General features: G+C 42.3%; 21 protein-coding genes and 1 tRNA gene. 15 read left to right on the forward strand and 7 right to left on the reverse strand.

Going from position 1 to position 18,027, the window contains the following annotated elements; genetic code table 11:
* Positions 1-13: 13 nt before the first annotated feature.
* Complete coding sequence (locus AAW31_RS05290; protein WP_046849436.1) at positions 14-997, forward strand: hypothetical protein; 984 nt, start codon at positions 14-16, stop codon at positions 995-997.
* A 291-nt stretch (positions 998-1,288) separates the two neighbouring features.
* On the opposite strand, the gene AAW31_RS05295 is transcribed toward AAW31_RS05290, so the two are convergent.
* The gene (locus AAW31_RS05295) at positions 1,289-1,486 is read right to left on the reverse strand and encodes a hypothetical protein (RefSeq protein WP_046849437.1); all 198 of its coding nucleotides are present in this window, start codon (positions 1,484-1,486) and stop codon (positions 1,289-1,291) included.
* A gap of 303 nt (positions 1,487-1,789) precedes the next feature.
* Here AAW31_RS05295 and AAW31_RS21180 point away from each other — a divergent pair, with 303 nt between their 5' ends.
* From AAW31_RS21180 to AAW31_RS05330, 9 genes are all read left to right on the forward strand, one after another.
* Positions 1,790-1,966: a hypothetical protein gene (locus tag AAW31_RS21180; protein ID WP_158441401.1), complete on the forward strand. Its 177-nt coding sequence runs from the start codon at positions 1,790-1,792 to the stop codon at positions 1,964-1,966.
* Positions 1,967-2,135: 169 nt separating this feature from the next.
* Positions 2,136-2,282: a hypothetical protein gene (locus tag AAW31_RS21185; protein ID WP_158441403.1), complete on the forward strand. Its 147-nt coding sequence runs from the start codon at positions 2,136-2,138 to the stop codon at positions 2,280-2,282.
* Positions 2,283-2,498: 216 nt separating this feature from the next.
* On the forward strand, positions 2,499-2,780 hold the full coding sequence (locus AAW31_RS05300) for a helix-turn-helix domain-containing protein (protein WP_046849438.1): 282 nt from the start codon (positions 2,499-2,501) through the stop codon (positions 2,778-2,780).
* 311 nt (positions 2,781-3,091) lie between these two features.
* Positions 3,092-3,625, forward strand: coding sequence for an HNH endonuclease (locus AAW31_RS05305; RefSeq protein WP_046849439.1), 534 nt, complete (start codon positions 3,092-3,094; stop codon positions 3,623-3,625).
* Positions 3,618-3,959, forward strand: a complete 342-nt coding sequence (locus AAW31_RS21805) for a hypothetical protein (protein WP_071414739.1) — start codon at positions 3,618-3,620, stop codon at positions 3,957-3,959. Before AAW31_RS05305 ends, AAW31_RS21805 begins: the two co-directional genes overlap by 8 nt.
* 345 nt (positions 3,960-4,304) lie before the next feature.
* Positions 4,305-4,490 (forward strand): hypothetical protein, encoded by a 186-nt coding sequence (locus AAW31_RS05320; RefSeq protein ID WP_046849441.1) that lies wholly within the window; start codon positions 4,305-4,307, stop codon positions 4,488-4,490.
* 161 nt (positions 4,491-4,651) lie between these two features.
* Positions 4,652-4,891 carry a hypothetical protein gene (locus AAW31_RS05325; protein ID WP_046849442.1) on the forward strand — a complete coding sequence of 80 codons (240 nt, stop codon included), beginning with the start codon at positions 4,652-4,654 and terminating at the stop codon, positions 4,889-4,891.
* 115 nt (positions 4,892-5,006) lie between these two features.
* Positions 5,007-5,147 carry a DUF4224 domain-containing protein gene (locus AAW31_RS19610; protein ID WP_158441405.1) on the forward strand — a complete coding sequence of 47 codons (141 nt, stop codon included), beginning with the start codon at positions 5,007-5,009 and terminating at the stop codon, positions 5,145-5,147.
* A 5-nt stretch (positions 5,148-5,152) separates the two neighbouring features.
* Positions 5,153-6,187, forward strand: a complete 1,035-nt coding sequence (locus tag AAW31_RS05330) for a tyrosine-type recombinase/integrase (RefSeq protein ID WP_046849443.1) — start codon at positions 5,153-5,155, stop codon at positions 6,185-6,187.
* An 83-nt stretch (positions 6,188-6,270) separates the two neighbouring features.
* Here the strand turns inward: AAW31_RS05330 and AAW31_RS05335 are convergent.
* Positions 6,271-6,357: transfer RNA gene (locus AAW31_RS05335), tRNA-Leu, on the reverse strand.
* Positions 6,358-6,674: 317 nt separating this feature from the next.
* Here AAW31_RS05335 and queA point away from each other — a divergent pair.
* The 5 genes from queA to secF all read left to right on the forward strand — a co-directional run bounded on the left by queA (position 6,675) and on the right by secF (position 12,230).
* Entirely contained in the window at positions 6,675-7,715 is a 1,041-nt protein-coding gene (gene queA, locus AAW31_RS05340; RefSeq protein ID WP_046849444.1) for a tRNA preQ1(34) S-adenosylmethionine ribosyltransferase-isomerase QueA, read from the forward strand.
* On the forward strand, positions 7,705-8,790 hold the full coding sequence (tgt, locus tag AAW31_RS05345) for a tRNA guanosine(34) transglycosylase Tgt (protein ID WP_046849445.1): 1,086 nt from the start codon (positions 7,705-7,707) through the stop codon (positions 8,788-8,790). Before queA ends, tgt begins: the two co-directional genes overlap by 11 nt.
* A gap of 53 nt (positions 8,791-8,843) precedes the next feature.
* Positions 8,844-9,314, forward strand: coding sequence for a preprotein translocase subunit YajC (gene yajC, locus AAW31_RS05350; RefSeq protein ID WP_046849446.1), 471 nt, complete (start codon positions 8,844-8,846; stop codon positions 9,312-9,314).
* 55 nt (positions 9,315-9,369) lie between these two features.
* On the forward strand, positions 9,370-11,214 hold the full coding sequence (secD, locus tag AAW31_RS05355; RefSeq protein WP_046849447.1) for a protein translocase subunit SecD: 1,845 nt from the start codon (positions 9,370-9,372) through the stop codon (positions 11,212-11,214).
* A gap of 83 nt (positions 11,215-11,297) precedes the next feature.
* Positions 11,298-12,230 carry a protein translocase subunit SecF gene (gene secF, locus AAW31_RS05360; RefSeq protein WP_046849448.1) on the forward strand — a complete coding sequence of 311 codons (933 nt, stop codon included), beginning with the start codon at positions 11,298-11,300 and terminating at the stop codon, positions 12,228-12,230.
* A gap of 767 nt (positions 12,231-12,997) precedes the next feature.
* Here the strand turns inward: secF and AAW31_RS05365 are convergent.
* The 5 genes from AAW31_RS05365 to AAW31_RS05385 form a co-directional block, all read right to left on the reverse strand.
* Positions 12,998-13,555 carry an LPXTG cell wall anchor domain-containing protein gene (locus tag AAW31_RS05365; RefSeq protein WP_046849449.1) on the reverse strand — a complete coding sequence of 186 codons (558 nt, stop codon included), beginning with the start codon at positions 13,553-13,555 and terminating at the stop codon, positions 12,998-13,000.
* A gap of 81 nt (positions 13,556-13,636) precedes the next feature.
* The gene (locus AAW31_RS05370) at positions 13,637-14,215 is read right to left on the reverse strand and encodes a hypothetical protein (protein WP_046848826.1); all 579 of its coding nucleotides are present in this window, start codon (positions 14,213-14,215) and stop codon (positions 13,637-13,639) included.
* Between the two features lie 108 nt (positions 14,216-14,323).
* On the reverse strand, positions 14,324-15,484 hold the full coding sequence (locus AAW31_RS05375) for a methane monooxygenase/ammonia monooxygenase subunit B (RefSeq protein ID WP_235264501.1): 1,161 nt from the start codon (positions 15,482-15,484) through the stop codon (positions 14,324-14,326).
* 102 nt (positions 15,485-15,586) lie between these two features.
* Positions 15,587-16,504: a methane monooxygenase/ammonia monooxygenase subunit A gene (locus AAW31_RS05380; protein ID WP_235264445.1), complete on the reverse strand. Its 918-nt coding sequence runs from the start codon at positions 16,502-16,504 to the stop codon at positions 15,587-15,589.
* 185 nt (positions 16,505-16,689) lie between these two features.
* Complete coding sequence (locus AAW31_RS05385) at positions 16,690-17,502, reverse strand: methane monooxygenase/ammonia monooxygenase subunit C (protein WP_046851396.1); 813 nt, start codon at positions 17,500-17,502, stop codon at positions 16,690-16,692.
* Positions 17,503-18,027 lie beyond the last annotated feature (525 nt).

The raw sequence follows: 18,027 nt of genomic DNA on the forward strand, positions 1-18,027 counted from the left end.
TAAAAAATAAAAGATGACTGAAGAAATAATTATAAGTAGTGAAAGTGAAGGATGGGAATTATTAGAAAAAGCGTTAGCCAATGAAATTGGTAGCGCAGCTACAATAACATTTCAGGATTGGCCGGTATTCAATCTTACAATTGAAGGTAGAGATTTCCATGGCACTATTCCAACACGAATTATGCCTTCCATCATGGATCTTCAAAAAGAAATACACAGGCTATACTGCAAAGCAAAATACAGAACCGAAGATATCAGGAAACTTACACAGGATGAAAAAGACCAATTAGAATTAGTTGTTAGCGTAAAGCCCGGCAGTAGCAATTTTTTTACTGAATTGTTCAATGCTCTAAATGAGGTTATAAAAAATTCTAACATGGACGGCACTCAAGCTTTAATTCTTGTTCTCGGTATAGGTATGATGATAACAAGTGTTGTCTGCTGGAAAGAGTGGGTACAATCAAAAGAGCGACTACATAGCAAGGAAACAACGGTTCGTCTTTCAGAAGAAGAAACAAAACGAACAAAAATAATTACTGATGCGATGAAAGAATCTTCTGAGCTCAAGAAGGATAAAGAAGATGTCGACGCATTCAGAAGTAATATATCAAGAAAACTTAAACCTACAGATCAAATCAGGGTTGATAATGAGCCCATTATTAATGGTGAAATGGCCGCAGAAATAATTCCGTCCACCAAAGAAGAATCTGAGGATATAAGAATTGATGGCGAGTTCATCATCAATCAAGTCAAATTCCCAAATGAATATGGTGGCAAATATCGGCTTCCTATTACTTGTTTATTTGATGATAAAAATATAATGGTGGATGCCTCTCCAGATACATTAACGCAGGAAGATATATCAATACTTAAGGAAAGTGGTTTTAGCGTAAAACGAATATTAATGCAAATCAATGCCAAGCAGCTTAGAGACCAAATTACATCAGCAAATTTAATCTCGATTCAATGGCCTAAAAGACAGGAAATTTCTAACTAATCTAGCCCAGCGCGGGCTTTTCACTGGCAAGAACTATTTGTATTACAAGAGCCAGGTGCGGCGCATAGCTATAGAAGGGAGGTAAGAAACGACTAACTATGCACCGCGAGGGGATGGAAAATATATACATAGCCGATGACTTAGCAAGAAGAGAGTCAGCAGGTATGTACGGAGCACTCCTATATAAAAGGAGAACTATTAAGACTCATTCTCAACAATAAAGTTCAAAAACTTAGATACTTGGTGACGCTTTAGGAAAAATTAAAAGCGTAGTACATAGCAAAGACTGGTTTATGAATAATCCCTTTCTATATATTTTTCATATTCGTCAGGATAATTATTTCTCAATTCACTGGATAATTCATTAACCCTCTCAACGCATCTATTAACCCACTTATCAGAACCAATATATCCAGAATTATTATCTACCGCTCTCTTTAATTCAGCTTGAGCTTGGTCAATTTCTTCTAAGAGATTGCTTAGTTCCATATCAATTTCCTCCTATTAGAAACTTCTTTTGAGCAATATTCATATTAATTCAGACACATGCAAACTGTTTTAAATCCCTAACGGGATTTTTAACGGATTATTTCTAATCTACATTACATTTTTTTTGACTCGTTTTTACCTTTCGCCCTACCCACACCCTCTTAAATAAGCTCATAGAAACTCCTTGCGTTAAACATAAATAGATTTTAACAGCCTATGTTAAGTTATACTTGACTTTATTAGTCAAGCTGCTCTAAACTTATCCTACCAACCCAACAATAAGTTATCTACCAGGAGACCACTATGGCATTCCAATTCGAATTAGATGAAGAAGTAACCGATGACAACGGCAAAGAAGGCCTGATCATCGGCCGGTTTGAATTTAGCGGCACCTCACCCGGCTATCTGGTCAGCTTCGTAAATGATGACGGCTTCACGTTTGATCAATATAAATCAGAGTCAGCATTAACAAAAAAGTGAGAAACATGAAACCGACTGTAAAAGTTAGACGGTTAATTAACTTCAATATTTCAGTCACTTGGATTGGAGGCATGTATACATGCTATCAAATGCTGTTTTTCAATTCTGAATCGGCTCGTTATTACGCTACTGAAGTTCATGGCATTGAGCCAAAGATCAAAGTGGAGCCATGCGTGAATTGATCCAGCAAATTGTATTTCAGTTGTTCATTGCTGTTCTGTATGTAGTGACACTGTTCTTCACCCTGCTTTCAATTGATGATGTTTATTTCCCAATGGTTTGGGATTCGATCAAGAAACAAGGATGCTGCTCATGAATATTACTTCAGGAATGAAAGTGAGATTCCACCCGATTATTGGTGGCAAGCACGATGGGAATCTCTACGAGGTTAGATGCACAGGGAAGTTGTATGGCCGTGATTTTGCATGGCTTGGAAGTAAAACTGATCCTGTTGATATACGATCCCGACCATGCCTATGTCATTAAAAAACTGTTACGATCCCGATCGTGATAGTTAATAAAGGTTATTGATATGAGCAAGCAATTCAGCAATATAGAAAATCTTCGTGAACTTAGGCTTAAGTTTGGCCTGAGCCAGACAGAATTTTGGAGCGCGGTGGGAATTACGCAAACAGGCGGATCAAAATATGAGTCGGGTAAAAGCATGCCAAAACCAGTAAGAGAGCTGGTGAGACTGATTTATGTTGAAGAGGTAGATTTGGCTAAAGCTAAAAGAATCGATCTGGAGATAGTAAGAATGCTCAAGGAGCAGCATCCTGAAATCTATAAAAGCATCAAAGATTCAATTAAATAATTTTTATGGAAGTGGTTATGGGATTTGTTGGCAGAAGAAAAGAAAAGCAATTAGCACACATTGCACACAAGTTTGATTATGTGAGGCCGCAGACATGAGTTTTTGGGAGCGTTTTAGGTTCTGGCGTGAGCGCAAATTATCCGTACTCGAATCAATAAGACGGGCTCGCAATATTAATAGCATCCTGTATTACGAGTTTTACGATTTTATGCATAGAGGTTCATGAATGGGCTGAGTTTAAGCCCACAGATTTAACAACAAGGGAGATGCTATGAGCAACAACATATTAGAAACCTGCCGTGAGCTAATAAATGTATACCCTCTGGTCTAAAGACGAGGAAAAACTGTTGGCGCATCTCTACCCCAACAGCCACCACAAAGCATTGGTCAAGCTGTTCAGAGGGCGCTTTGATCATGTCAAGATCAGAGCCAAAGCCATGAAAAAAGGATTACATAAATCAGAGCGCTATTACCAGGGCATCTATACCAAAAATGCAAATCCCTGGAACAAAGGACTCACCCTCAATCCAGCGTTAAAACAATACCAGATGCCAGGCTTTGGCCGAATCAGAAAAAATCGTAACGGTTATCTGGAAGTCTGGCACCAAGGCAAATTCCAGGTGCTCTCGCATGTCATATGGGAGAAGCACCACGGCAAGCCGGTACCGCATGGCATGACCTTGCGCTATGCCGATGGGGACAAGGACAACGTAGACATCAACAATCTGGTACTGACCAGCAGAAGTGACGTCATACGCGAACATTCATTCAGCAATTATCCGAAAGAAATCAGGGAAGTTCACCTGATGAACAAAGAAATCAACAGGATCATCAACAATGAATAATCAAAACAACATCACCGAACTGCGCGCCATCCTATTCGATACGCTGCGCGGATTGAAAGATAAAACAATCGACATCGAGCACGCCAAAGCGATCTCTGACACCGCTCAAGTCATCATCAACTCAGGCAAAGTGGAAGCAGACTACGCCAAACATTACAAAAAGAAAACCACATCATTTATGCACGACAAAATCATAGATTCATCGTCAGACGAATCTAATGACATCGATGATGACGATACAGATGATCGACGTGAGCTGGCAGACGTTAACCGCACTGAACCCAAATTAACCAGTTATGTGCACCGCGCTGGCGGTGGGAAGGAGCGGATTTAATTTAGCAAATTTACCGGGACCACCAGAAAAACGAGAGTATGAGGTTCTGTTTCATCTGGATCCAAGATCTCATCAACACGTACAGAAATTGGCTCATATGTCTCAGGACGAACAAGGCAAGGTCTAATGATTAAATCACCTATATTCGGCAGCGTAGCGCAAGATGAATCACATAGATTTTCATTATATGAGACCTTGCCTACATCCCATGGATACACAGCCCATCCTACAGCCGGATTACTCATTGTCGTTTCTCGGCAACATTGTGAAGTGAATTTACATAATATCACCATATTGTTGTGAGTTATGAAAAGTTAATGAACCAACACCAAAAAGATAAATTAAATGCGAGTCTACAATCAAATCATCAAATTCCCTGAGCGAGCTATGGCGGCCATTATCGGCGGTCATCCAGCTGCTGATCCAGTCATCACTGAAGACGTGGTAATTGGCGCCGTGGATGATAGCCAAAACAACAGAGAGATAAGTAGCCAGCTAATCAACAAGCTGTTTGACAACATTATTATATGATCACCCATGGCACATGGGGGCAACGGTACGTAATTCGCCGTCGCGGTATATCAGGAGCCTGACCCACGGCAGGCTTGAATGTGCCACTACCGAAGGGAAGCCCTGGTGCTTGAGGGCATCAGGGATACAAGAATAGATAACAACAATAAAAAGAGAGGAGCATGATGCTTAAAGATATAAGAAGTTTCGTCATCCATGCATGCGCATTCATCATTATAGGAGCGTGTGTTTCTTTTGGAATGATAGGCATGCAATTGATTTTACCGAATCCAAAGCATGAACTTAAAGTGGTTATCTGCTACGTAGATGAAATTGATACTGTTGAAATGTGCAGACCTTTAGAAGAACTCAAGCAAGAAGAGAAGATTGGTAATACATCAGGTAATAAACGAATACTTTAAAGTGACCAATAAACTGATGAGGAAAGCAAGGGGTTGTAATTTATGGAACAGACATCGGAAAGTATCTGGTTAAGCAAATCAGATCTAGAAGAGCTAACCGGGTATAAAAAAATCATTGCAGATTGAATTCTTGAGAGATCGCGGCATTGCATTTATCGTAAATGGAGCGGGACGACCTATTGTAGCCAAAACAGCATGGACAGGTCAGCCAGCGCCACAGATTAATAAAAAATGGCAGCCTAATTTTGCTGGGTAAAAATCATGGGGAGACTTCCTTACGCTCATAAAAATTTGCCTAGACGCATGCGAGCCAGAAAGCGTGGCAAGTCTATCTATTATTTTTATGATGCTGGCGGCAAACCACGCAAAGAGATACCGCTTGGTAAAGATTACGCAATGGCAGTCAAAAAGTGGGCTGAATTAGAGATTGATGCCAAGCCTATCCATCACCAGGTGATGACGTTTCGGTACGTTGCAGAGCGGTATATCAAGGAAGTATTGCCGACCAAAGCGCCTGCGACACAGAAGGATAACCTTCGCGAATTGCAGATGCTGTATAAATTCTTCGACAATCCCCCTGCCCCACTTGACGAAATAGAGCCGATCCATATCAGGCAGTACATTGATATGCGAACGCAATCAGGTGCAGCTGTCAGGGCAAAAAGAGAAAAGGCTTTATTTAGTCACATATTCAATAAAGCACGTGAGTGGGGATACACATCACGTCCCAATCCTTGCGCTGGAATCCGTGGCGCAAAAGAGAAAGGAAGGAAAAGCGTTTATATCACTGATCGCATGTATAGCGATGTGTATGACGCAGCCGAGCAACCACTTAAAGATGCAATGGATTTAGCTTATCTAACCGGTCAGCGCCCATCTGACGTTCTCAAAATGACAGAGAGAGATATAGACGATGGAGCGCTGTGTGTTGTCCAGAACAAAACGGGCGCAAAGCTTAGGATCATCATTGAGGGTGAGCTGACAACATTATTGGCTAGGATATCCGCAAGGAAAGCTAGCTATAAAGTGATAAGCATGCATCTAATTGTTAATGAAACAGGACAACCAATCAAGTTAAGGGCGCTGCAAGATCAGTTCCATAAGGCGCGTGATAAGGCCGGGGTAGATAAGGACTCGTTCCAATTTAGGGATTTGAGGGCAAAAGCTGGAACTGATAAAACAGAATCATCTGGTGATATCAGACAAGCTCAGAAGCAACTTGGGCACTCTAATATCACAACGACTGAGCATTATATTCGTGGTAGAAAAGGCGAGAAAGTTAAACCAACAAAATGAGGAATTGCGGAAAATTTCCGCAAAAGACAAAAAACGAGCAGACACATTCTGACGATGATCAATTCTAACTTATTGTTTTTATTTGGTGCCGGGAGGGGGAATCGAACCCCCATGATGTTACCATCGCGGGATTTTGAGTCCCGTGCGTCTACCAATTCCGCCATCCCGGCCACCGCTTATTTTTTTCGGGTGAGGCGCAATTATTACTGAAAATAGCGGGTACAGCAACATAGAGCTCGGGAAAAATTGCAGCATGTGATGCAAGAACAAAGAAAATCAAGCTCAATCCCAATAAATATCAAGTAGATATAAGCTAAATATAAATAATATCTCTCAATGCAGTTACCTGAATATTATGAAGTAGATTTTTTTACATTTTCATAATTGCAGCAGCTTTAGCTAAAAGAATGATCTGTCCTTAGCACAGCATATATTCAAATATGGGGAAACGTGCGAATAGATTGAGCACACCTGTATAATAAGAGTGATGAAAATTCAGGATTTTGATTTTTTTCTACCCAATGATTTGATTGCGCAGTTTCCGCCTCAGCATCGAGTAGACAGCCGCCTGCTCTATTTGGATAGTCCGAGTAACAAATTTCAAGATGCATTATTCGTTGATCTAACAACATACCTGCGCGCTGGTGATGTGATTGTTTTTAATAATACTCGAGTCATCAAAGCGCGACTATGGGGTAGCAAGCAGACTGGTGGCAAGATAGAAGTAATGGTAGAACGAGTGCTTGATTCTCATCATGTTTTGGCAATGATACGTGCCAGCCATGCTCCCAAAATCGGATCAAGTTTATTGCTGGGGAACAAAATTAACGCAGTTGTTCAAGGGCATGAACAAAATTTATATATACTGCACTTCGCACATGAACTTCCAGTCATTGAATTACTGGAGCAATACGGTAATCTGCCATTACCACCTTATATTGAGCGACAAGCCACCCAGCTGGATGAAGAACGTTATCAGACGATTTTTGCAAAAGAGATGGGTGCTGTCGCTGCGCCTACCGCAGGGCTACATTTTGATGAAACAATGCTAGCAAAATTGCATGAATTGGGGGTAATCATCGCCTATGTAACGTTACATGTCGGCGCTGGAACATTTCAACCTGTTCGAACTGATAATATATTGAATCATCAAATGCACACAGAGATTTATCACATACCAGCAGAAACGATCGATGCCATTCAACAAGCCAAGCAGATCGGCAATCGCGTGCTAGCAGTCGGCAGCACCTCCCTGCGTGCTTTGGAAGCTTGTGCTAACGCCAATAATGGGGAACTAAAGTCAGGGCATGGTGAAACCAACCTTTTTATTACACCTGGTTTTAACTTCCGCATCGTGGATCGATTGCTTACTAACTTCCATTTACCACGCTCTACCTTACTTATGATGGTATCTGCTTTTGCCGGCATGGAAAATATTCGTTGCGCCTATCAGCATGCCATTAGCCAACGCTATCACTTCTTTAGTTATGGTGATGCCATGCTTATCGAAAAAAAGTATGAAATTTGAACTGCATCACATTGATAATAAAGCCAGACGGGGAACATTGACACTTGCCCACGGTAAAGTGGAAACACCTGCTTTCATGCCGGTAGGAACATATGGAGCAGTCAAAACTGTATCACCGAGTGAATTACAGGAAATTAATGCAAAAATAATATTAGGCAATACTTTCCATTTATGGTTACGCCCTGGTTTAGACGTTATTGAAACACATGGAGGGCTACACCGCTTCATGGGATGGAATGGTCCCATACTCACTGATTCAGGCGGCTTCCAGGTTTTTAGTCTCGGTAAATTGCGTAAAATCAACGAGAAAGGCGTCGCATTCCGCTCACCGGTAAATGGTGATATGTGTTTCTTAACGCCTGAAGAATCCATGCGTATTCAGCGTATACTCAACTCTGATATTGTCATGATTTTTGATGAATGCACCCCCTATCCAGTTGATATTCCGATTGCAAAAACCTCTATGGAACTTAGCTTACGTTGGGCGGAGCGATCAAAACGTGCCCACGATGGCAATTCCAATGCACTTTTTGGTATTGTTCAGGGGGGAATGCATGAAAATTTGCGTGACCAGTCTCTCGCTGGTTTACAGCAGATAGGTTTTGATGGTTACGCTATTGGCGGACTGTCTGTAGGTGAACCCAAAGCAGACATGCAGCGTATACTTACGTATGTTGCACCACAATTACCACCTGATAAACCCCGATACTTGATGGGAGTGGGTACGCCAGCAGATATTGTCCATGCAGTCGCACAAGGCATTGATATGTTTGACTGTGTTTTACCGACACGCAATGCGCGCAATGGCTGGCTCTATACACGAAATGGCATTATTAAACTACGGAATAGTCGATATCGCCTGGATACCTCATCACCAGATGAACAATGTCCCTGCTATACTTGCCGTCATTTTACGCGTGCTTACTTACATCATTTACAACGAACAAACGAGATTCTTGGCGCACGCCTGAACACACTACATAACCTTTATTACTATCAGCAGCTCATGAGTGACATTCGCACAGCAATTGAGCTTGGCCAATTTGAGCAATACGAACGAGAATTTCAAGCATAATGCTACAGCGTGTTAGAATATAATTTTTAACCTTTTTTTCAGGAGAAAATATCATGTTGATTAGTGAAGCCTTTGCTCAAGCTGCTAATGGCGCTCAAGCTGAACCAAGCTTAATGAGTCTCCTGCCGTTAATTGGGATTCTTGTTATTTTTTATTTTTTATTGATTCGCCCACAATCTAAGCGCGCCAAGGAACAAAAGTTAATGAGAGAAGGATTGCAAAAAGGCGATGAAATTATCATTAGTGGGGGCGAACTAGGTCGTGTTACGAGTGTGGGAGAAAACTATATTATGGTGGAAATAGCACCCAGTGTGGAAATTACAGTCCTCAAGGCTGGCGTACAGACCTTATTGCCCAAAGGAACGCTAAAAAGTATCGATACCGGCAAAAGTAATAGAGCGCTTAAAACTAACAAATTGCAAAAAGCAAGCGACACTCAAGAAAGTAGCGATGAGAATATGAGCGTAGCACCGCTTAACGAGTCGCAAAAAGAAAGTAGCGACAAAAGCGGAAAAATCCAATAAAAATTAGAGTGATTTATCCCCCCCTATTTTCTTTTTTAAATTCATTTTTGATACCATGAACCGCTATCCTCTCTGGAAAAATTTAATTATTGCGATTACGCTTCTTGTTGGGTTGCTTTATACCTTACCCAATTTTTATGGCGAATCACCCGCAATACAAATTTCACCGCTGCGAATTACAGCAGAGGCTGGCTTACCACTATTACAGAAAGTAGAAGGTACGCTTAAAAAACATGGCCTCATCAATGAAGGAACACTTGTCGAGGGAAATAGTATCAAAATTCGTTTTGCTGATACGGATGTTCAAATTAAGGCAAGAGATATTCTGCAATCGGAGCTTGGCACCGATTACATTGTAGCGCTCAATCTTATTCCAAATTCTCCAGAATGGTTGAATAGTCTAGGTGGATTACCCATGTATCTAGGGCTTGATTTACGCGGCGGAGTCCATTTTTTGCTGCAAACAGATATGGATGGAGCATTATCCAAAGCGCTGGATCGCTATAGCAGCGATATTCGCAGCACCTTACGTGAACAGAAAATATCATCTGCTGGCCTTGATCGACAAGATTCACAACTCATCATCAAATTCAGAGATGAGCTATTACGTTCAAAAGCTGAAGCCGAACTCAAGAAAATATATTCTGATCTGGATGTGCGCACCCAGGATACAGGAAGAGATTTTCGCCTGCTCGTATCGATTAAGCCAGAAGCACAAACACGTATGCAAAGTGCCACCATACAACAAAACATTTCTACGTTGCGTAATCGTGTAAATGAGCTCGGTGTCGCAGAGCCTGTTATTCAGCAAGCTGGTACCGATCGTGTCATCGTGCAATTACCTGGCGTTCAAGATACGGCCAAAGCAAAAGATATTCTAGGAAGAACAGCGACTCTGGAAATCAGGATGGTAGATGATGAAAACGACATTGACGCAGCGTTAAGGGGGCAGATTCCATTTGGTACCGAGCTTCTTACTGAACGTGATGGCGGCGCAATTCTGGTAAAAAAGCAAATATTATTGACCGGTGATCGTATTACGGATGCACAACCCGGGTTTGATAGCGACAATCAACCAGCTGTTCACGTTACCCTTGACAGCAATGGTGCACGCATTTTCAAGCAACTGACACGGAATAATGTCGGCAAACGTATGGCAATTTTACTTGTTGAGAAAAATCGTGCAGAGGTTGTCACTGCACCTGTCATTCGCGAGGAAATCGGCGGTGGACGTGTTCAGATAAGTGGTCGAATGAGCAGTATGGAAGCTCGTGATGTTGCTCTATTATTACGAGCTGGTGCATTAGCTGCGCCAATGGAAATTATTGAAGAACGCACGGTAGGGCCTAGTCTGGGTGCTGACAATATCAGCAGAGGATTCAACTCGACATTGTTTGGTTTTCTAGCAGTAGCCATTTTCATCATGCTTTACTATAGAGCAATTGGCGTGATTTCTATTCTTGCACTTGGGGCAAATCTTTTATTGCTGATCAGCCTTCTTTCCATTTTGCAAGCGACACTAACCCTTCCTGGAATGGCTGCAATTGCACTTACAGTCGGCATGGCGATTGATGCCAATGTTCTTATAAATGAGCGTATTCGTGATGAGCTTCGTAATGGCTTAACGCCACAACTCGCCATCAGTGCTGGCTACGAGCGAGCGTTTGGAACTATTGTAGATTCAAATATCACCACACTCATTGCAGGGATTGCATTATTTGCTTTTGGTTCAGGTCCAGTTAAAGGATTTGCAGTCGTACTTTGTTTGGGTATTCTAACTTCTGTATTCACAGCAGTAACTGTATCTCGTGCGATGGTCAACCTGATATATGGTGGGCATCGTAAATTGGAAAAAATTTCAATTGGTACCGTCTGGAAACCCAAAGCAGTAAAGCGTTAATGATAATAGACAAATATTAAGTTTTACTTGTATCAGAGACCACAGAAGTCTAATCTGAAATAGCTAATCAGGATTCTTAAACTATGGAATTTTTTAAATTTGAACGTGATATTCCCTTTATGAGTTGGGGAAAATATACAACTACTATTTCATTATTGACTTTTGCTATCTCGCTTTTTTTTATTGTTACAAAAGGATTAAACTTAGGGGTTGATTTTACCGGTGGAACGGTTCTTGAAGTAAGTTATGCGCAACCCGCTAATCTCGATAGAATTAGATCAATCTTTGTTACACTCGGAATACCTGATGCTTCAGTACAAAATTTTGGTACTTCTCGCGATGTATTGATTCGATTACCAGCTAAGCATCAGCTTTCTAGCGCTAAACTATCAGAAACTGTAATAGCTTCCCTTAAAGAATTAGATGAATCTATACAAATACGTCGAGTGGAATTTGTCGGCCCTCAGGTAGGCGATGAATTACTAGAAAATGGCGCATTAGCTTTACTGTTTGTATCGCTTGGCATCGTGGCGTATCTAGCAATGCGCTTTGAATGGAAATTCGGTGTTGCTGGTATTATCGCAAATTTGCATGATGTGATTATTATTTTAGGTTTTTTTGCTTACTTTCAATGGGAGTTTTCCCTTACCGTTCTTGCTGCAATCCTGGCTGTTCTCGGCTACTCAGTAAATGAATCCGTTGTTGTATTTGATCGCATTCGAGAAAATTTTCGTAAGATGCGTAAGGCACCAGCAACTCAAATTATTAATAATGCTATAACGCGAACAATGTCTCGTACCATTATTACTCACGGCAGCACAGAGGCAGTGGTTGTATCTATGCTTCTTTTTGGTGGTGAGACCTTGTATTATTTTGCACTGGCATTAACCATCGGTATTTTGTTTGGCATTTACTCTTCTGTGCTCGTTGCAAGTCCACTTCTGATGTTACTAGGGGTCAAACGCGAGGATTTAGTAAAACCTGAGAAAAAGCAACAAGAAGAGGCTCTACCATAATCATAAAAGATCTGAGACTTATCGAATGAGGCAAGAACGATAAGGTATGTACCATACCATTCTGTCTGTAGAGTAATAACTGGAAATCTGACTGGAGTACTTGTTCAACCATTATTTAACTGCCCATCCGGTTGGGTATCAGTCTATAAATCATCCTCCTTGCTGGTCTCGCAAAAATTAACTTAACCCTAATTTCCTATAAAAGTTTGAATAGAATTTAAGAAAAAGGGTTCAAGAAATGAATTTGCAGAGCATGAAACTATCGCCTCAGAGCCGGAAACAGCCTTCTTCCCTGTACTCCCCTACTATTGACTGTATTTGTCCAAGAATATGAAATTGGCTGATGTTTCCTAAGAACAAGCAAGCGCAGCAGATAATCGAACGTCTTGATCACTGATTACGCAAAAATCCCGGATTTAGAAAGGCGCATGAGGTATTCTTCAGAGCATCGGTTAGTTATTCCACTTTGAAATCAAACATGACGCGAAGGCGAGCCACAGACAGTATCAATAAAACAGCGTGAAGCCGACAAAGTCATTTTTTATTTAGAGATAGAATAACATACATTACTTGAGTACGTTTTTCAACCGTCTGCTAAGGGGTATTAATATTTAAATTAGGTTCTAGACTAACAAAGCATTCCTGCTAGTCTAGAGCCATAATTATTATCTAAAGCAAAGCGCAATAATGAGTAATATTCTTGATGAAAATCAGTTCTGAATACGATTAACGCCAATTAATCAAACATTAAGCCGCGCTAATTTTAGCTAAGCTGTTGCTGCTTTATTCTTTTTGCCGCGCATCAAGAAGAAGGCAGCAGCCACTGCCAGCAGGATGACACCGATGATATAAGGCAGGTTCGATTTTCCACCTGTTCCCACAGCAAACGGAAAGCGTGAAACATATTCTTCCTTGTCACCTCTTACTGTGACCAGTCCTACAAATTTGCCTGGCTCCGGAAAGGTATGCTCAAAGGTCACCGATCCATTCGAATAGACTTTCGGTGGTATATGAAAGATGGTTGCGGCATCCGGATTCTCTTCTGACCCGGTATCCCGTATGATGCGCACTTCGGTGGTCATAGGCCGCAGCTCCTCATTGATGTAATCCAGTGCCACCACGGTGCGGCCTGTCATGGGAATATCTTCACAAAACTCCTGCTCTTGCGTGCTCTCAGGCTGGTAACCCGTAAAATGCATGGTGTAAGGCCCGATCGTAAGCTTGCACATATCCTCAGCCAGTGACAGTCCACCATGCGCAGACAGCTGCATGGAATACATCATGCCTAATGCAACCAGTAACATTGATTTATAGATAGATTTCATTACGTTTACAAACACTCTTCTCTCCCCAGGGCGATAATAATATTTTTATTATAGGATCATTTCTTTGGCAGTACACTTACTTTAATCTTGTGAGCGTTGTGCCGTTCGCCATTTGCGCAACCGTTGCAATGGCTTGATTTTATAGATAAGCCATGCCAATAGCAGCAATACCATCACAGGCAGAATGGAAGCACGCACTATCTTCATATAATCTACCATTTCCACCCGCAGTCGATATTGATATTTTAGCGGTGGAACGCCTTCTGCCGTCACAATCACTGAATATAACCCTTTTTCCAGGTTAGTTATGCCGTTAATGACGCCATCGGGATGCAGTTCTGCAGGCAACTGCAGCACGCTTTCTCCCTCTGTCTCACTACCACGATAAACGTTGACTTTGACAGGCATGTTACGTATGGCAGCATCAATCAGATCGATGACTAAATAGGTATCGCCTGCTAACGGGATCTCGGTACAATAATGCGCGCTTTTGTCATGTTGCGGCTGATAAGTACTTAGATGCACCATATTTTCATTTATTTGGCGCGTACATGGATCTTCCTCTAAAGAAACTTTTCCGTGGGCAATTACACTACCCGCGTAAAGCATCGCAACAAGAACGAAAGCCGCAATACCCGCTTGTGTTAATTGCTTTACCACGACAATTCTCCTATTGATGATTAAAACTATTATGGTTTAAAAAAAAACCGGCACACCTTGCTGCCTCTCGACAGGGGTGCACCGGTTTGTGTTGCTTTCTGCTATTTATTAAAGCTTGGTAAAGACCGGGATAACCGCACCAGCAATACTATTAATGTGGCGATTTCCATTTTCATCCCAAGACATCAACAAACCACCAAAACGGCTTTCCGGATCACCCAACAGCGCCATCAGACGTTGAATTTCCCATAAGGCGTCCTTAGCTTCCATTTTGATTTCTTTAGTTTCACCAGGTTGAATCGCTGATTCGTCATCAAACGTCAAGCCGATTGCGATCAATTCCCGTGGATAGGATGGATCAAGATATTGACGGCCAGTGGAGTTGATGAAACGAATACCCGCTGTGGTGAATTCTCCAAATGTGACTGGGCTGTCACCATTGTTAGTCACTTCCATAGTCACACGCAGTGCACGTCCCGGTACGTCATAGTTAGCGTAAGTTACGCGAATAGCGACTGGGTTGGGTGCAACCGGCAACGGCGCTACTTTGGATTCACCTGCCTGGATGGGCACGGTATACGGATGTTTAGTTTCCGTGTAGCGATAGCCGCCCCACACCAATGCGATCGTTGCAATGGCAACACCCCAGGCCAGTTTTGTGTCCAGCGGATCCACCAGCGGGTCATCACCATAAGCCAACAACACACGGCTACGTGGCAGGAACATGGGACGTGCCACAAAGATGCCGATCCAGAAGCAGGCTAACGTCATCCAGATAATGTGCCAGGTCATCCCATTGGCAAAGTTGAAGGTTTCGGTATCAACGGTTTCGCCCGTCAATAATTTGACCGGGTTGGTAAAGTCGTCCCAGCTACCTGTGATATTCATCCATGCACCGGGTCCTGCGATCGGGCCAGCATCCTTCACATTCAACATCGCATGCATGTGATGACGACCTGGAATACGTGCTCTCAGGTTGACTTCAACTTCATAGTCACGACCAATTTCCAATGGCCCGGCGATGAACCAGGGCTGGCCATTGATCCGGGTGCTCATACGCACAAACACCGGGCTTGGGCTACCTACGTTGAAGAAGGATCGATCTGGCTTAGCTGCTGCACGCGGCCAATCCTCAGCCAGGTGGAATTTACCCTTGATCGTGGCAGAGTCATTGACTTTGGTGACTTCTGGTGACCATTTGATGTCATACCATTGTACCGTACGCATCCGCAAGAAAGGTTCTTGCGAACGTTCCCCGTGGGCTGCCACCGGTGTGACATCGACTACCAGGCTGGACTGCTAATGCTGCTGCTGCGTAAGCGACTCCGTAAAGCCCCAGCACGCTTCGTTTGTATATGTTTTTTAAATTCATTATTTGATCCCCTGTGCGAAACCTTCTTCACCAAACGCGGTAACGTCATCTCTTTGCACGATACGTCCTCTTTTGCCTTTAACATAGTAGAAGGCTGTGCAATAAATTTTACCGAGATACCACCAGACGACGAACATCAGCATAGATACAAACGCCGCAAAGAAGGCAGCAATGACAGTGGTATGGCCACCAAAGGTACGCAGTGAGCCTTGCTCAATATTACGGACATATTCTGGTGTACCGGTACGCACATACAGGTGCCCCATGAAGTCTGCCATTGAAAGTAATACACCATCAGCTACGACTGGCAGATGGGTGGGTCCAAAAATTGGCCAGTTTCCTGGATAAAACAACAAACCAAAAAATCCACCGCCGACTAACGCGGTAACCAGCCAGTTACGGGTTAGATACATAGTGATATCCAGCATCAGTGCGCCTGGGAGCATGATGCCAGGGGTCACGAAGTTAAGTGGATAGTGCGACCACCAGTAAAAACCCCAGTAACGTGTTAGCCATTCTCCCACCAGCAGACAGACGATACACAGTGTCGCGCCAAATGGTTGACGATAGTTAACCCAAAGGTAATACATGATGGCTGAACAGTAGGTAATGCCTACAATCGGGGTCACGACCGGCCACCATTGACGGTCTTTCCAATCCATCCAGAAATCCCAGTCACCTGCCAGCAACATAAAATGCATGTGGTATGTTCCAACCAGCAGTATGCACAGAATCGGAAAATAAATCAGATCAATTGATCGCGACATGTGGATTGCTTCCGGTGGCATCTTGGCAGCTTGCAGAATGTCCTTGGTTTTGAACATATCTGCAAAGTAGCCTTCACTTTTTGACAGCAATGGCACAAATAGAAACAAAACAGGTATGAATATTAGTACCCATACTATACTTTCATTCATGATTCAACTCCCTCCCTTTTGAAGCTTTTAATATTTAAATATGACATGACGATTCCTTTCTTTTCTAAGTGTTTTTAACCGCCGACCATTCTATGTTTCCCTCACATAGGTCGACTCACTTTTATTTCATTCCCACTTCTGGTTTGCCAGAAGCAGGAATGATAAGCAGGTATAAACCCAGAGAATTAAGGAACAATCCGGTTGTTAAGGATTTCCTTGTTAGCGTTGTTCCAAACCACGTCTGTCAGATTGGAGTAACGGGTGATGATCTGAGCTGCAATACCGCCTGCGAATAATCCCGACCAGCCCAGAATCACAAAGCCCCAATGCAATGGTGCACTGAAGAGTTCTTCCATGAACCAGAATGCATGACCCCATTCATTCAAGCCTACGTTTGGCAGAATCATGAGCGGACCTGCAATGGCCAACACCAGTGGGAAGGAAATCCCTCTGCTGTATAAAGGCAGGCGAGTCATTGCGTACAGGTATGAAGCCACACCACATACGATATACATGGGGAAAGAACCATAGAATACGACTACATGGCTAGGAGTAAAACTAGTATCCCGGATAATTACCTGGTGCCATGATGCATCTTGCTCGGTGAAGAAGCTACCACCCCAGTATACGCCAAAGAGGTAAACACCAAGCCACATCATCCAGTAAAAATAGCGTTTGATTTCCAGTTTTGGATCCAGATTGTCCAGTTGCTCTTTGGTATCACGGGTTTTCCAAATCCAGCCCCAGGTAATCAATGCAAATAACGGCATAATAGTCATGTGAACACGCCACAATCCCATCCATACGCGATCAAATTCCGGCTCCATTGAGTCCATACCATGAGAATACGCGAATGTTCGTTGATACCAAATCCAGAATATCGCTACCAGCAGCATGGTAGCCATTCCAAATTTATACCATTTTGAGTCATACCATACCGACGTGTCATAGCTTTGGGCGCTTGACGCTGCGCTGCCCGTTCCATATGTTGTTGCCATTTGTACTTCCTCCTGTTTTTCATTCACTTATAAAAAGTAATATCTTTCCTAGCATATTACCCTTACTCGTTAACTATCGCAGTATCCCATAAAAACCTTTTTGTCTTCAGGGTTTATCGATAGCCTTCCTTCTAAACTACTCTTCTTGTTGTTCCAGCTAAAAAGTGCTACACCCTTTGCTGGCTACACTCTACAGGCTAGTCACCTTCATCGTTTTAGTCAAGTAGTTTTTCCATATTTATAGCAGGGTATTTCAGAAAATATTAATTTCCATTACTACTTCAATAGCTTCAATGAATTAAAAATAAATCTAAGAATTACATTCTCGCACTGGGTTTTAATACTTAGTATCAACCCAGATTTTCTATTAGAACCTCAAATAGGAAGAAAATCAACGTCTTGTTTTAATAGCCCTTTTTGAGAATAATATTAAGAATCAGATAATTAGAATATAATGTATAATGGAAAAGCTGGGATCAACTAAACATGCCCAAGTCTTAATAAATAATAAAGTCAGATTTTCCA

Source organism: Nitrosomonas communis (assembly GCF_001007935.1).
In the GTDB taxonomy this organism is placed as follows: domain Bacteria; phylum Pseudomonadota; class Gammaproteobacteria; order Burkholderiales; family Nitrosomonadaceae; genus Nitrosomonas; species Nitrosomonas communis.